The 15,345-nt window shown below is 74.0% G+C and carries 13 protein-coding genes and 1 pseudogene; 11 read left to right on the top strand and 3 right to left on the bottom strand.

What is annotated here, in order from left to right; translation table 11 throughout:
- The first annotated feature begins 119 nt into the window (after nt 1-119).
- From LPA54_RS03250 to LPA54_RS03240, 3 genes are all read left to right on the top strand, one after another.
- On the top strand, nt 120-977 hold the full coding sequence (locus LPA54_RS03250; RefSeq protein ID WP_228973546.1) for a TIM barrel protein: 858 nt from the start codon (nt 120-122) through the stop codon (nt 975-977).
- Nucleotides 978-1,009: 32 nt separating this feature from the next.
- Nucleotides 1,010-1,900 (top strand): 2-hydroxy-3-oxopropionate reductase, encoded by an 891-nt coding sequence (locus LPA54_RS03245; RefSeq protein WP_228973545.1) that lies wholly within the window; start codon nt 1,010-1,012, stop codon nt 1,898-1,900.
- Nucleotides 1,901-2,130: 230 nt separating this feature from the next.
- Nucleotides 2,131-3,588: a catalase gene (locus LPA54_RS03240; protein ID WP_228973544.1), complete on the top strand. Its 1,458-nt coding sequence runs from the start codon at nt 2,131-2,133 to the stop codon at nt 3,586-3,588.
- A 996-nt stretch (nt 3,589-4,584) separates the two neighbouring features.
- On the opposite strand, the gene LPA54_RS03235 is transcribed toward LPA54_RS03240, so the two are convergent.
- Together LPA54_RS03235 and gcl are read right to left on the bottom strand one after the other, a co-directional pair.
- Nucleotides 4,585-4,746: a hypothetical protein gene (locus LPA54_RS03235; RefSeq protein ID WP_228973543.1), complete on the bottom strand. Its 162-nt coding sequence runs from the start codon at nt 4,744-4,746 to the stop codon at nt 4,585-4,587.
- Between the two features lie 139 nt (nt 4,747-4,885).
- A complete protein-coding gene (gene gcl / locus LPA54_RS03230; protein WP_228973542.1) occupies nt 4,886-6,670 on the bottom strand; it encodes a glyoxylate carboligase in 1,785 nt (594 codons plus the stop codon).
- Nucleotides 6,671-6,882: 212 nt separating this feature from the next.
- Between gcl and LPA54_RS42825 the strand changes: the two are divergent.
- From LPA54_RS42825 to LPA54_RS03190, 8 genes and pseudogenes are all read left to right on the top strand, one after another.
- Nucleotides 6,883-7,143: pseudogene (locus LPA54_RS42825) on the top strand (hypothetical protein); the annotation flags it as partial.
- 354 nt (nt 7,144-7,497) lie between these two features.
- Nucleotides 7,498-8,100: a hypothetical protein gene (locus tag LPA54_RS42820; RefSeq protein WP_228973915.1), complete on the top strand. Its 603-nt coding sequence runs from the start codon at nt 7,498-7,500 to the stop codon at nt 8,098-8,100.
- Nucleotides 8,097-8,615, top strand: coding sequence for a GNAT family N-acetyltransferase (locus LPA54_RS03215; RefSeq protein WP_228973541.1), 519 nt, complete (start codon nt 8,097-8,099; stop codon nt 8,613-8,615). The genes LPA54_RS42820 and LPA54_RS03215 overlap by 4 nt, the downstream gene beginning before the upstream one ends.
- 467 nt (nt 8,616-9,082) lie before the next feature.
- Nucleotides 9,083-10,375 carry a CdaR family transcriptional regulator gene (locus LPA54_RS03210; protein WP_228973540.1) on the top strand — a complete coding sequence of 431 codons (1,293 nt, stop codon included), beginning with the start codon at nt 9,083-9,085 and terminating at the stop codon, nt 10,373-10,375.
- 177 nt (nt 10,376-10,552) lie between these two features.
- Nucleotides 10,553-11,368, top strand: a complete 816-nt coding sequence (locus LPA54_RS03205; protein ID WP_228973539.1) for a CdaR family transcriptional regulator — start codon at nt 10,553-10,555, stop codon at nt 11,366-11,368.
- A 133-nt stretch (nt 11,369-11,501) separates the two neighbouring features.
- Entirely contained in the window at nt 11,502-12,788 is a 1,287-nt protein-coding gene (locus LPA54_RS03200) for a hypothetical protein (RefSeq protein WP_228973538.1), read from the top strand.
- 263 nt (nt 12,789-13,051) lie between these two features.
- Nucleotides 13,052-13,492: a peptidase inhibitor family I36 protein gene (locus LPA54_RS03195; protein ID WP_228973537.1), complete on the top strand. Its 441-nt coding sequence runs from the start codon at nt 13,052-13,054 to the stop codon at nt 13,490-13,492.
- Between the two features lie 98 nt (nt 13,493-13,590).
- On the top strand, nt 13,591-14,040 hold the full coding sequence (locus LPA54_RS03190; RefSeq protein ID WP_228973536.1) for a peptidase inhibitor family I36 protein: 450 nt from the start codon (nt 13,591-13,593) through the stop codon (nt 14,038-14,040).
- A 79-nt stretch (nt 14,041-14,119) separates the two neighbouring features.
- On the opposite strand, the gene LPA54_RS03185 is transcribed toward LPA54_RS03190, so the two are convergent.
- A partial coding sequence (locus tag LPA54_RS03185; protein WP_228973535.1) for a polysaccharide pyruvyl transferase family protein occupies nt 14,120-15,345 on the bottom strand: 1,226 nt, incomplete at its 5' end.

Genomic DNA, 15,345 nt, shown 5'->3' with positions numbered 1-15,345 from the left:
GTAGCGCCGCGCGCGGCGTCGTCCACCTGGCGGGTGCCCCTTGACAAGGACCGCGTTCCACTTGCACTCTTCCATCACGCAGAAACCAACTTCCGCAATACGGAAGGAGCGCCGCCCTCATGGCCCGCTTCTCGGAAGACGCAGGCAAGGCCCAGCGCTTCGATGTGAACCTGTCCATCCTCTTCACCGAGCTCCCGCTGCTGGAGCGCCCCGCGGCGGCCGCCGCGGCGGGCTTCACCGCGGTGGAGCTGTGGTGGCCCTGGATCGACACCCCGACGCCCCCGCGCGGTGAACTGGACGCGCTGAAGAAGGCGCTGGACGACGCCGGCACCCGGCTCGTCGGCCTGAACTTCTACGCCGGGCAGCTCCCCGGCCCGGACCGCGGCGCCCTGTCCGTACCGGGCGAGGAGTCCGACCGCTTCCGGGCCAACGTCGAGGTGGCCGCGGACTTCGCCGCCTCCGTCGGCTGCACCGCGCTCAACGCCCTGTACGGCAACCGCGTCGACGGCGTCGACCCGGCCGCCCAGGACGCGCTCGCCCTGGAGAACCTGGCCCTGGCGGCCCGCGCGGCCGACCGGATCGGCGCGATCCTGCTGGTCGAGGCCCTCAACAAGCCGGAGTCGCCCCGCTACCCGCTGGTGAGCGCCCCGGCCGCCATCGAGGTCGTCGACCGGGTCAACGAGGCGACGGGGCTGGGCAACGCGAAGTTCCTGCTGGACCTGTACCACCTGTCGATGAACGGCGAGGACCTCGACGCGGTGATCGACGCGTACGCGGCGAAGACCGGCCACGTCCAGATCGCCGACAACCCGGGCCGCGGCGCTCCGGGCACCGGCGACCTCGACCTCTCCGGCCTGCTGACGCGACTGCGCGGCGCCGGCTACGACGGCTGGGTGGGCCTGGAGTACAAGTCCGGCGACCGCCCCGGCGCGGACGCCTTCGACTGGCTGCCCCGCCCGCTGCGCGCCGCCGACTGACCCCCGTTACGAGCACGGAAAGAGGAACCCTCATGACCACCCTCCCCAAGGTCGCGTGGATCGGACTCGGCATCATGGGCTCGCCCATGTCCGAGAACCTGCTGAAGGCGGGCTACCAGGTCACCGGCTACACCCTGGAGCGGGAGAAGCTGGACCGGCTGGCCAAGGCCGGCGGCACCGCCGCGGCGTCGATCGCCGAGGCCGTCCGCGACGCGGACGTCGTCATCACGATGGTCCCGGCGTCGCCGCAGGTGGAGGCCATCGCCTACGGCCCGGACGGCATCCTGGAGAACGTCCGCGAGGGCACGCTGCTGATCGACATGTCGTCGATCACGCCGCAGACCTCGGTCGACCTCGCCAAGGCGGCGGCCGACAAGGGCGTGCGCGTCCTGGACGCCCCCGTGTCCGGCGGCGAGGCCGGCGCCATCGAGGCCGTGCTCTCCATCATGGTGGGCGGTGAGCAGGCCGACTTCGACGCGGCGCTGCCGCTGCTGGAGGCGCTCGGCAAGACCATCGTCCTGTGCGGCCCGCACGGGTCGGGGCAGACGGTGAAGGCCGCCAACCAGCTGATCGTCGCGGTGAACATCCAGGCGTGCGCCGAGGCCGTGGTCTTCCTGGAGAAGTCCGGCGTCGACCTGCGGGCCGCCCTGGACGTCCTCAACGGCGGCCTCGCCGGCTCCACGGTGCTGACGCGCAAGAAGGACAACTTCCTCGACCGCGACTTCGCCCCGGGCTTCCGGATCGACCTGCACCACAAGGACATGGGCATCGTCACCGACGCGGCCCGCAACGTCGGAGCCGCCCTGCCGGTCGGCGCCGTGGTCGCCCAGCTGGTCGCCTCCCTGCGCGCCCAGGGCGACGGCGGCCTGGACCACTCGGCCCTGCTGCGCGCCGTCGAGCGCCTCTCCGGCTCGCAGGTCTGACCCGCACCACCCCCTGTTCTCCCGACCCGGATTCCCGCTCCTGACCGGCCCGGGTCGGGCCCGACTTCCGGACGGCGCCGGCGCTGACAACCTGTCCTGTCGCGCCCAGGCGTCGGCGCCGCCCGGAATCCCTTTCTCCGCTTTCAACAAACTGTTGACGTTCTCCTCGGGGCGTACCTACGCTCCTGAGCACCCGCCAGCAGCTCCGCACGGAAGGTCAACCGACGAAAATGGCGAAGCGCGTGCTTACGACCGAGTCCGGCGCCCCGGTCGCCGACAACCAGAACTCCGCCACCGCCGGTGTCGGTGGCCCGCTCCTCATCCAGGACCAGCACCTGATCGAGAAGCTCGCCCGCTTCAACCGGGAGCGCATCCCGGAGCGCGTCGTCCACGCCCGCGGTTCCGGCGCGTACGGCCACTTCGAGGTCACCGACGACGTCACCGGCTTCACCCGGGCACACTTCCTGGGCGAGGTCGGCCGCCGCACCGAGCTGTTCCTCCGCTTCTCCACCGTCGCCGACTCGCTCGGCGGCGCGGACGCGGTGCGCGACCCGCGGGGCTTCGCTGTGAAGTTCTACACCGAGGAGGGCAACTACGACCTCGTCGGCAACAACACCCCGGTGTTCTTCATCAAGGACCCGATCAAGTTCCCCGACTTCATCCACTCGCAGAAGCGCGACCCGTTCACGGGCAAGCAGGAGCCGGACAACGTCTGGGACTTCTGGGCGCACGCCCCCGAGGCGACGCACCAGGTGACCTGGCTGATGGGCGACCGCGGCATCCCCGCCTCGTACCGCCACATGAACGGCTACGGCTCGCACACCTACCAGTGGACGAACGCGCAGGGCGAGGCGTTCTTCGTCAAGTACCACTTCAAGACGAACCAGGGCATCCGCTGCCTGTCGTCCGAGCAGGCCGCCGAGATCGTCGGCCAGGACGCCAACTCGCACCAGACGGACCTGCTCCAGGCCATCGAGCGCGGCGTGAACCCGTCCTGGACGCTGTACGTGCAGATCATGCCGGCGCACGAGGCGGCGGAGTACCGCTTCAACCCGTTCGACCTGACCAAGGTGTGGCCGCACGCCGACTACCCGCTGCAGCGGGTGGGCCGCCTCGTCCTCGACCGCAACCCGGACAACGTCTTCGCCGAGGTCGAGCAGGCCGCGTTCTCGCCGAACAACTTCGTCCCCGGCATCGGCCCGTCCCCGGACAAGATGCTCCAGGGCCGCCTGTTCGCCTACGCGGACGCCCAGCGCTACCGCCTCGGCGTCAACCACACGCAGCTGCCGGTCAACTCCCCGAAGGCCGCCGCTGCGGACAACTACGGCCGCGACGGCCTCATGGCCACCCGCAACGGCGCCCGCCAGGACCGCAACTACGAGCCCAACTCCTACGCCGGCCCGTCCCAGACCGACGCGGCGCTCTCCGCCCCGCTGGCGGTCGCCGGGTACACCGGCACCCACGCGGCCCCGGCGCACGTGAAGGACGACGACTTCTTCCAGGCGGGCGAGCTGTACCGCCTGATGTCGGAGGACGAGAAGTCCCGCCTCGTCGCGAACATCGCCGGCGGCCTGTCCCAGGTGTCCCGCGAGGACGTCATCGAGAAGAACCTCGCCCACTTCCACGCCGCCGACCCGGAGTACGGCCGGCGCGTGGAGGAGGCCGTCCGCGCCCTGCGCGAGGACTGAGCGCCGACGACGTCGACGCCTTGACGGCGTACGGCGGCTGACGGGAGGTCGGCCGCCGTACGCGGTCCGGACCGTGGCCCGGATGAGGGGTGGCCGCGGGTACGGACAGGTGAGGACCGCGGCGGTGTACACGCCAGTGCGGTGGTGAGCGGAGCCGGTCGTCTCCTTGACCTGAAGGGGGGCGCCCGGATCCCGGGGTCACCGCCGCGGTCCCACAACCTCCCCCATGACGCCGTCCGGCGGCGCGAACGTCCTGTCGCGCCAGCCTCGCACCGTCGGACGGTTTCCACGCACCGCGCCCCCCGCTCCTGCGGGGGGCGCGGAGTCGTGTCCGGCGCGGAGCCACGTCCGGCGTCGAGCCATGTCCGGCGCGGGCCGGGAGCGGGCGGGGCGACGGGAGAGTGCGCGGGCGGGCGCCGGGCGCGCGGGTACGCGGGCGGTGCGCGACCGGGACGGCGGGCGCGGGTACGCGGGCGGTGCGCGACCGGGACGGCGGGCGCGGGTACGCGGGCGGTGCGCGACCGGGACGGCGGGCGCGGGTACGCGGGCGGTGCGCGGCCGGGACGGCGGGCGCGGGTACGCGGGCGGTGCGCAGCCGGGACGGCGGGCGCGGGTACGCGGGCGGTGCGCAGCCGGGACGGCGGGCGCGGGTACGCGGGCGGTGCGCAGCCGGCTCGGGGCGTGGTCGGCTCGGGGCGGCCGGGCGCGCCGGCGCTCGCCGCCCGCCCGGAGGGCGCGGCGGGCATGGGGGTGCCGAGGGCCTGCCGAGGACCCGGCCGCGCACCCGCCCGCCAGGCTCCGCGCCGGCCCGCGCGGGCGGGGCCCGTACCGCCCGGCTGGGGGCCGTCGACGGCGCCGGAGGGCCGGGGCTCCGTCCTCCGCACACGGCGGCCACGGCTGCCGCCCATCCGTCCGCGGTGCGCGGCAGGTCCTGGCTCCTGTCCGGAGATCGGCGCCGTCCGGGTCGCGGCCCGGGCGGGACCTTCCGGACGGGACCTAGTGGGAGGACGGGTCGATCAGCTTGTCCAGGGCCCTCCGGACCGCCTCGTACGCCGCCGCCGTCATCTCGTCCGGTGCTTGCTGCTCCTGCCGGTGCGCCCAGTCCCGGGTCACCCGGATGCGGCGGAGCAGTTCGTCAGCGTCCACTACCTCTGCCATGGGAGGCGGGTACCCCGGATTCGCGGGTTGTCGCGCGCGGACCCGGCACGGCCGCCCCGGAGGGCCGGGGAAACGCCACGGCTCCCGCCCCCGGTCGTGCCGGGGACGGGAGCCGTGGGCCACCCGTGTGACGGGTGTGTCAGGCGAGGGGGCGGACCGCCGTCGGGGCGTGGCCGGGCTCGGTGGCCAGCTCCTCCCACTCGGTGATGTCGCTGATGTCCATGGTGCGGCTCATCGAGATGTTGGTGACCCGCTCCAGGATCGCCTCCACGACGACCGGCACCCGGTACTCGGCGGCCAGCTTCTTGGCCTCCTCGAAGGCCGGCAGCAGCTGGTCGGGCTCGGTGACGCGGATCGCCTTGCAGCCGAGGCCCTCGACGACCTTCACGTGGTCGACGCCGTAGACGCCGAGCTCCGGGGAGTTGAGGTTCTCGAACTCCAGGTTCACCTGGAAGTTGATGTCCAGGCCGGCCTGCGCCTGGCGGATCAGGCCCAGGTAGGAGTTGTTGACCAGGACGTGGACGTACGGGATGCGGTGCTGCGCGCCGACCGCCAGTTCCTCGATCATGAACTGGAAGTCGTAGTCGCCGGAGAGCGCGACGACCTGCGCCTCGGGGTCGGCCTTGGCGACGCCGAGCGCGGCGGGGATGGTCCAGCCGAGGGGGCCGGCCTGGCCGCAGTTGATCCAGTGGCGCGGCTTGTACACGTGCAGCATCTGCGCGCCGGCGATCTGGGAGAGGCCGATGGTGGTGACGTAGCGGGTCTCCGGGCCGAACGCCCGGTTCATCTCCTCGTAGACGCGCTGCGGCTTCAGCGGCACGTTGTCGAAGTGCGTACGGCGCAGCAGCGTGGCCTTGCGCTCCTGCGTGGAGGCGACCCACGCCGAGCGGTCGGGGAGCTTGCCGGCCGCCTTCAGCTCCTTGGCGACCTCCACGAAGAGCTCCAGGGCCGCCTTGGCGTCGGAGGCGATGCCGTAGTCCGGGGCGAAGATCTTGCCGATCTGGGTGGGCTCGATGTCGACGTGGACGAACGTCCGGCCCCGGGTGTACACGTCGAGCTTGTAGCCGGTGTGGCGGTTGGCCCAGCGGTTGCCGATGCCGAGGACGAAGTCCGACTCCAGGAAGTTCGCGTTGCCGTAGCGGTGCGAGGTCTGGACGCCGACCATGCCGGCGTTGAGGCCGTGGTCGTCGGGGAGGGTGCCCCAGCCCATGAGGGTGGGGATGACCGGTGTGTTCGTCAGCTCGGCGAACTCGACCAGCAGGTCGGAGGCGTCGGCGCTGATGATGCCGCCGCCGGCGACGATGACCGGGCGCTCCGACTCCAGGAAGAGGGAGAGGGCCTTCTCGATCTGCGCGCGGGTCGCGGCCGGCTTGTAGACCGGCAGCGGCTCGTACGTGTCGGGGTCGAACTCGATCTCGGTGAGCTGCACGTCGATCGGCAGGTCGATGAGGACCGGCCCGGGGCGTCCGGAGCGCATGAGGTGGAACGCCTGCTGGAAGACGCCGGGGACCTGCGCGGCCTCCAGGACGGTGGTGGCCGCCTTGGTGACCGGCTTGGCGATCGACGCGATGTCGACGGCCTGGAAGTCCTCCTTGTGGATCACCGAGGTGGGGGCCTGGCCGGTGATGCAGAGGATCGGGATCGAGTCACCGATGGCCGAGTACAGGCCGGTGATCATGTCGGTGCCGGCGGGGCCGGACGTACCGATGCAGACGCCGATGTTGCCCGGGTGGGTGCGGGTGTACCCCTCGGCCATGTGCGAGGCGCCCTCGACGTGGCGGGCGAGGGTGTGGTCGATCCCGCCGCCCGCCTGGAGGGCCTTGTAGAAGGGGTTGATCGCCGCGCCCGGCACACCGAACGCGTTGGTGACGCCTTCGCGCTTGAGGATCTCAACTGCCGCTCGGGCGGCGGTCATTCGAGGCATGGGTGCTCCTGCTTCGGCCTGGCGGATCCGGCTCTGTCGCGCCACCTGAGAGCGTCGATCCGTTCTCGTCTTCCGTATTGCGGAATACTGTTTCTGTTATACGGAAGCAATGTAGGCGGGGTCGCCGGAACCCGTCAAGGGATGGCCGAATGGCTCCCCAAGCGCGGGCGCGTGGTGGACCATGGGGGGCGCGAAGAAGGGGGCCGATCGCCGTGGGAGAGAACGTGCCGGTGCGCTGCCCGGCCTGCCGCCGCGCACACGCGTACACAGCACCCGTCTATCCGTGCGCCTGCGGGGCGCCGGTGGCGCCTCCCCTGGTGCGCGGCGCCCCCGCCGAGCCGATCACGCGCCGCACCTGGACCGACGAGTGGGTCACCGTCCGCTGCGGCGCCTGCCGCCGACTGGGCCAGTGGCCGCAGCCGGAGCTCGGCTGCCCCTGCGGGGCCGTGCTGCGGATTCCGGTACGGCCGGTCACGGCGACGGGCCCGGCGCCGCGCCCCGGTGGGGGCGGTGGGACGGGCGGATTCTGCGGGCCGGGCGGGCCCGGGGCACTGGGCGGACCCGGTGCGGCCGTGCGCTTCGACCCCCAGGACGCCGGTGCGGCGGGTCGCGACCCGGCCGCGGGGAGGCCCACCGGACAGGACCGCGCGGGACGCGATGCGGCCGGGGGCGCACCGGAGCAGCGGGATCGGCCCGGGGGCACGTCCGCCGGACGGGACAGGTCCGCGGGCGCGTCCGCGGGAGGGGATTCGGCCGGGTCCGCCGCCCGGCGCGGGTCCGCCGGCGAGCGCGGGCCGACCGGCCCCGACGCGCCCGGCCCCGACGCGGTGACCGGCCCCGACGCCACCGCGGCCGGACCGGCGACCGCCGGGGACGCCGCCGGCGGTACCGCCAGTGGCGTCGGCGGCGGCTCCGGTGGCTCCGGGGCGTCGAGCGCCGGCCAGGAGCCGGCCGGGCCTCCCGAGGCGACCGCGTCCACCACGGGCGTCTCCACGGTCCGCGCCGCCGCCCCCGTACCGGCCCCGCCCCCGCCCGTCATCCGTCCCGCCTTCCACCCGGTCACCATCCGCACCGCCCGGGACGCGGTGAGCACGGCCGCGCTGTACCTGCGGTGGCTCGGCTTCCGGGAGGTCGTCCAGCCCGAGGAGCGCCGCGCGGCCGTGTCGACCGGCATCGAGCTGCGCGGGCCCGGACTGGTCGCGCAGGTCGACCCGACCACCCGGCCCGTCTCCCTGCGCGCCGTGGAGTGCCTGTGGCTGGAAGGACTGGCCGCGGCGGCGGTCGCCGTGTGCTTCTCCCTCGCCGGGTACGAGGACAAGGCCCGCGCCCGCGCCGACGGGGTGGGGCTGCCCCTGTTCGTCATGGACCTCACGGGCATGCCCCAGCCGGTCAACTCCCCCGCCGACGACCTCCTCGCGCGCGGGGCGTGACCGTGCGGATCCGCCCCGCCCACCGGACCGACCTGCCGCGCCTGCGGGACGTGGAGCTCGCCGCCGGCGAACCGTTCCGCGCCCTCGGCATGGACGCCGTCGCCGACGACGCCCCGCCGCCGCTCGCCTCCCTGGAGGAGTACCGGGCCTCCGGCCGGGCCCTCGTCGGCGACGAGGGGGGTCCCGCCGTGGCGTACCTGCTGTGGGACGAGGTGGACGGCGCCGCCCACATCGAGCAGGTGAGCGTCCACCCGGACGCCGCCCGCCGGGGGCTGGGGCGGGCGCTCATCGAGTCGTTGGCGGCGGAAGCGGCGGGCCGGGGCGTCGCGGCGCTGACGCTCACGACGTTCCGGGACGTACCGTGGAACGCGCCGTACTACGCCCGCATCGGCTTCCGCGTCCTGGTGGAGGCGGAGCTGACGCAGGGCCTGCGCCGGATCCGCGACGCCGAGGCGGCGCACGGCCTGGACCGGTGGCCCCGCGTCTGCATGCGCCGCGAACTGTCCCGCCTCTGAGGCCCCGCACCCCGCCGGCAGCCGACGCGTCCAGGACACGGCAGGAGCACGGGAGGGGGAAGGGAAGGGAAGGGCACGGCGGGAAATCACCCGCCGCCGACTTCCGCAATACGGGTCGCCATTCCTTGCAGAATGCTTTCCTCACTTCCTTCGCGGGAAATTCCCCACCGGATTTCGCCCACGCCCGGCCCTACCGGCCGCCCGAGGCCGCCCCGCGTACCCGGCCGGCGGCGACCCGACCGCCGGGACAGGCCCTGGGGGTCGGCAACCCAGCAGTGCTTCCCGGGGATTGCGTCGTTCATGCGAGCCGCGTGGAATCGCCGCGGGATGAACAGCGGGCTTGGGACAGGGTGTCGGAAAGTGTCGCTTTCCCCGACCATGGTTTGCTGCACAGTGTCCATTGCTCTTCCGTGACGGATGAACCCAGGCTGGTTGACGAACGCAGTACCCCCCACAGGGAGTCACCCATGGAATTCACGGAACGCCCGGACGCCGCGGCCACCGCAGGACAAGACCCGGCCGCCGACGACGCCGTCCCCGCTCTCGACGAGCGGACCGCCGAGCTGGCCAGGGAGGTCCTGGCCGATCCGTCGCTGACCGGCATGCCGATCCGCCCGGACCACGAGCGGGTGGTGGGCGACGACCTCCGCGTGTGGACGGTGGCCCTCGCCGACCCGCCGTCGGCCGAGGAGGTGGAGCGTGTCTTCCAGGCCCGGGCGACGGCCCACGCCGCCCTCGGCCTGCGGTGCGAGGAGGCCGTCCTCCAGCAGCACGCCTGCGCCACCGTCCTGCTGCACGCGATGACGGGCGAGGCGCCCGGCGCGGCCGGGCCCGGACCCGCACCGCACGTCCTGCGCGAACGGGCCCTGGAGGCCCTGCGGATCGCGACCGCCGCCGTCGTCCGGTACTACCGCACCCCCGCGGAGGACGCCGCCGACTCCTGCACCGACGGCCCGGAGCACCACCCGCGTCCGCCGGCGTCCACATCGCGCACGGCCCATCAGGCATGCGCGTCCCATCCCGTACACCCGCCCCACCCGACGCATCCGGCGCACCCGAACCGCTCCGCGCATCCCGCGCAGCACCCGACACGCACGGCCCGCCCGTCCCACACGTCCGCCCCGGCGGGAACGGCCAGGTCCTGCACCACCTCCCGCTCCGCACCGGCCCCCCGGTGGTGCCTGGCGGCCACCCAGCTCGGCCACGGCGCCAAGGCCGCCCTCCAGCGCTTCCGAGCCGCCAACCCGCAGGCGCTGATCGCCGTCACGGGGACCAACGTCACCGCCTTCACCCACCAGCACCCCAACATGCCCGACGTGCTGGGCCCCTACGGCGTGGTGGCGATCGAGGACGGCGACACCGCGCGGGCCGCGCGCCGGGCGGCCCTGGCGGCGATCGTCGCCCGGCACTACGGGGTGCGCGTCGACACCCGCCAGGCGCTCCCGCTCATCGCCGCCCTCGACCTGCCGCCGGAGGAGCGCGAGACGTTCGTCGCCGCGTGCCTCGGCCCGCTCCACACCGACGTGCGCCACCGCTACCTGCTGGAGACGCTCAGCACGTACCTCGCGCACAACCTCTGCGTCACCGCCGCCGCGCGGAGCCTGTACGTCCACCGGCACACGCTCACCTACCGGTTGCGGACCATCGAGAACCTGACGGGGCTGGACCTGGGCAACGCCTTCGACCGCATGCGGGCCGAACTCACGCTCATCCTCAGCCGGTCGTCGGGGTGGACCGTGCCCCGGCAGCGGTCCGCCTGACGGCCGATCACCTCTGCCCACTTCGCTAACACACTCGATTGGCCCTCACAATCAGTGACCGAAGTCACTTATCGTAGTGACCGGCGCCCGAGGCGCCGCGCCTGCCCCGTGGATGGGCACGGGTACGGCGCCTCCCCCCACACGTCACGCCAGAACAGTCGAGTGAGAGGTGAAGCCATGCTCAGCGCATGTCCCCCCGGACAACAGCTGCCACCGACGGGGGACGACGAACTCACCGGAGTCGTCCGCTCCCTTGCCGGCGCCACCGCGAGCAGGGCACCGGGCCCCCGGGAGGAACGACTGGTCGCGGCGGCGGGCGGCGGCGGGGAACGGCCCGCCCCGGCGGCCCCGGACGGATCGGCGGCGGGCGGTCGGGAACGGCCGATGGCGGGCGCGCCGCGGGCAGCACATGAGGACGCCGCCGCCGGCCTCACCCACTGCCTGGTGAGCGGGGTACTGGAGGACGCCGAGTTGGGCCCGGCCCTGGCCCGGCTCCGCGCGGACAACCCGCGCGCGCTCACCGCCGCGCTCGGCGGCCGCCTCGTGATGTACCGGGCGGCCCCGCCCGCGTGCGACGCCCTGCGCGCCGTGTACGCGGTGGCCCCCGTACGGGACGGCGACACCGCGCAGGCGTACCGTACGGCGCTGCAGACGCTCGCCGTCGCCCGCGCGTACCGGCTCGACAACCTGGAGGCGGGGGAGGTCATGCCCCTGCTCAGCGTGTTGTCGCAGGGCGACCGGGAGCGCGAGACCTTCCTCTCGCAGTGCCTGGGCCCGCTGCGGGACGAGCGCCGGCACGCCCACCTCCTGGCCACCCTCGCGGCCTACCTCCGGCACGGCATGTGCACGGCGGCCGCGGCACGGAGCCTGTTCGTCCACCGTCACACCCTGGAGTACCGGCTGCGCCGCGTCCGGCACCTCACCGGACTGGACCTCGGCCACCCGCTCCACCGGCTGCGGGCGGAGCTCGCCCTCCTGATGACCGGCGACTGAGGCGGCCCGGGTGGCGGGTCGACCCGCCAGGTCGGCCAGCGTCCCTTTCCCGGCATTCCGCTCGTATCGCCCCGCGCCGCATCCTGCGAGCGTGCCGCAGGGAGCGGCACGGACGGACCGATGGGAGTCGGACATGGGTAAGCGTTACCGGCGGAGCACCACCGCCCTGGCCACCGCACTGGCGGCGGGGGCCGTCCTCACCGCGGGCGCGAGCACGGTCACGGCGGCGGAGTCCCCCGCCTACCGTTGCCCCGCGCGGGCCTGCTTCGAGGTCGCGAGCGGTTTCGGCAACCCGCAGGGGCTGGCGGTGGACCCGCAGGGCGGGAAGGCGTACGTGGCCGATGCCTACGACAACATCGTCTACGAGGTGGACGTGGCCTCCGGCACCAAGAAGAAGGTGAAGGAGAAGCTCGACGCCTACGGCGTCGCCCTGCACGGGAAGGACACGCTGTTCGTCACGGACCAGGACACCGACAAGCTCCACGAGCTGAACCTGGCGAACGGTCGGCTCACCACGGTCACCTCCGAGATCAGCGACCCCTACGGCGTGGCCGTGAGCGGGGACGGCTCGAAGGCGTACGTCTCCTCGCCCTCGCACAACACCCTGTACGAGGTGGACCTCAAGACGGGCGCCACGGTCAAGGTCGCCACCAACATCGACGCGGTCGGCCTCAAGCTCGACGACGCGGGCAACGCCTACGTCACCACCTACGACGACGACAAGCTCTACCGGGTGGAGCTGAAGTCGGGCCGCCTCACCACCGTCGCCAGCGGCCTCAAGGACCCGGACGGACTGGTCCTCGACGGAGCGGGCCAGGCGTTCGTCGCCTCCCACGACGGAGACAAGATCGTCAAGGTGGACCTGAAGACGGGCGCCACGTCGGACGTGGCCGTCAACCTCGACGGTGCCGACGGCCTGGCGCTCGACGAGAAGGGCCGCCTCCACCTGACCACCAACGGCAGCGGCAACGCGAAGCTGTGGGCGGTGGACCACCTGGCGGCCCCGCCGGTGCGGCACACGGCCGAGGTGACGTCGGAGGGCGCCGGCGCCACCAAGCCCGGCGAGTTCGCCCACCCGGCGGTGAAGGTCACCAACACCGGTGCGCGGCGCATCGGTTCAGAGCCGGTCGTGGTGACGGCCGGGCCGGGCACGCTGATCGCCGGCACCAAGCTGTCGTGGTGGGTCAACGGCGGCCAGACGAGCCACGAGTGCGTCCGCTCCGCCGACAAGACGAAGCTGACCTGCGACGAGGTGCCGCTGAACATCGACCCGCGGGTCAAGGCGAAGCTGTGGGTCACCACCAAGGTGAACAGCGACGTGAAGCCGGGCACCCAGCTGAAGGCCACCTTCGAGCTGGGTTCGCCCGCCTTCGCCCGCGGTGACAGCGAGTACAACGTGCCGGGTGGCACCGAGAAGTAGGCGAGCGCCACACCCGTCCCGGCGCGGGAACGGCAGGCGGCCCGGGCCCCGTGAGGGTCCGGGCCGCCGCCGTGCCGCCGGGGCCGCGGCAGTCCCGCGGCACGCCCGCCGCGGCGGGAAGGCCGCCGACGGCCGGGCCGGGGCGTTGGCCATGTCGGCCCGTGCGGGCGGCCGTTCCTTGGCGCGTCCCCGGCCGGAGCCTTCTCCTGGGAGCAAGCGCGGCCGGGCCACCGGCCGCGACCTCCAAGAGGAAGGACCCTCCCATGGGAAGCTCACTGCGCAGGCTGGCCCTGGCCGCCGGAGCCGCTCTCCTGTGCGCCGGAGCCGCCGCCGCGCCCGCGGTCGCGGAGATCGGCCCTCCGGCCGCCACCTGGGGCGAGAAGACCGGCATCGGCCCGGACGCCTGCCCCGAGAACACGTACTGCCTGTTCGACCACGCGGACTTCAACAAGGACGTCCCGAACGGCGGCAAGATCTGGTACTTCACCGGCACCTTCAAGTCCCTGCCGGTCGGACACGACGCGGCCGCCTCGATCTACAACAACACCGACGGCACCGTCAGCGTCTTCCGCGACTGGCTGCACTCGACCACCCAGTGCCTGACCCTGCCGCCCTTCTCGGTCCACCGCGACCTGCGCGTCCTGGACATCGCCGACAGCATCTCGTCCACGTCGACGCTGCCCTCCCTGTCCTGCCGCTCCTGAGGCCGTCCCTCCGGGGGCACGGACCCGGCCGCCGCCCCGCGGGGCGGGCCCCGGGAAGGACCCCGCACACCCACCGAACCAGTAGAAGGAGACACCACATGCGCACCAACCCCACCCCCCGCCGCTCGCGCCTCGCCTCGGTGCTCGGCGTCGCCCTGGCCGCCGCCGCCTTCCTGCCGGCCACCGCCTCCGCGGTCGCGGCGGCGGAGGAGCCGCCGGACCAGACGCTGCGCGGCCGCGGCCTGGCCGTCTGCCCGGTCGACGCGTACTGCCTGTACGAGTTCGAGAACTTCAACCGGGACAACCCGCGAGGCGGCGCCGTCTGGGCCTACTACGGGACGGTCTACGAGATGGACCGGAGCGCCGACGACCGCGCGTCCTCGGTCTTCAACAACACCCGCAAGGCGGTCCACCTCTACGAGGACTCCGACTTCCGCGGGCGCTGCGCGGACCTCCAGGCGTACTCCAGCGAGCCGCGGCTGAAGGAACTGGCGCTCGACAGGCGGATCTCGTCGGTCGCCACGCGCGAGCAGATGCACTGCCGCTGACCCGCCCCGCCGGCCGCGCCGGCACGCCGGGCACGCACCAGGGCCGCCACCCCCGACGGGGTGGCGGCCCTCCGCCGTGTCAGCGGGGCAGTGCGTCGAGCCAGGCCGCGACGTCGGCGGTCGAGAACCGGCCGGGCCGGTGGGCCGGCACCCCCGCGGCCGACAGGAAGGAGAACGACTTGGGTTCGAAGGCGACGGCGAAGAGCGCCGTGTGCTGCGCGACGGCGTGGATCTGGGCGTGCAGCCGCATGGCGACCACGCCGCGCGCGGCGCCCAGCAGCGCCTTGGTGACGGACGGGTGCAGGCCGGGCCCCACGGCTGTCACCCGTCGCCCCCCGCCCACCGCGCGCCCCCCGCGTCCGGTGGACCAGCCGGCCCGCCGCGCCAGTTCGGCGGCCAGGGCGAGGTCGCAGTGGCCGGGCCCTAGCCCGTAGTCGCCCCGGTCGGACATCCCGAGGAGCACCACGGGCACCTCGCCGCCCCACGCCGCCAGCGCCCGCGCCAGCGCGTCGACCGCCTGGTCCAGGGCGGTACGGTCCGGCATGGCCTTGAGGTTGACCACCAGGGGGCGGGACGCGGGGTCGACACCGGTGTCGGCCTCGACCCGGGCGGGTTCCGCCGGGGCGAGTGCGGTCGCCGGGTCGGGCACGAGGACGGGGCGCACCCGCCGCGCCGGACCGCTGGACAGCACCCGGCGCGTGGCCGTGTCCCGGACCGTCACGGCGGCGGCGCCGCGGGCGGCGCGCCGCAGGAGGTACCGGGTCGCGGGCGGTGTGTCGGGGTACGCGCCCAGGGCGACCAGGTGGACCTCCTTGCCGAGGAGCCTGGCGGCGAGCAGCACGGCGGGCAGGACCCGTACGAGCGGCGGGAGTCCGCGTCCGAACATGCCGCCCCCTCCGACGGCGACGGCGTCCGCCCGGAGGAACGCCGCCACGGCGCCCGGGGACGTGGTGCGGACGGCGCGCAGGCCGTGGAGGGCGGTGACGGCGTCCGGGTCGCGGCTGACGACGGTGAGCCGGTCGCGGTGGCCGCCCGCCAGGTCCGCGAGGGAGGCGAGGATGGACTCGTCACCGGCGTTGCCGTTGCCGTAGTTGCCCACCAGCAGGGCGCGGGCGGGGCGGGCTGGACGGCCGGGCCACGGGCGCGCGGGCCGGTCCCGCAGCAGACGACGGAGCTGGTGGCGCACGGCCGAAGGGTCGGGGGCGTCGCCCGGGTCGGGAGCGGGCACGTCACCCGGGGCGGTACCGGGGCCTGGGACGGTACCGGGGTCCGGGGCGGGGGCGGGGGCGGGGGCGGTATCGGGGC

This window comes from Streptomyces sp. DH12 (genome assembly GCF_020873895.1).
In the GTDB taxonomy this organism is placed as follows: Bacteria; Actinomycetota; Actinomycetes; order Streptomycetales; family Streptomycetaceae; genus Streptomyces.
The sequence above is the reverse complement of the archived record's forward strand: the minus strand, read 5'-3'. Positions and strand labels throughout refer to the sequence as shown.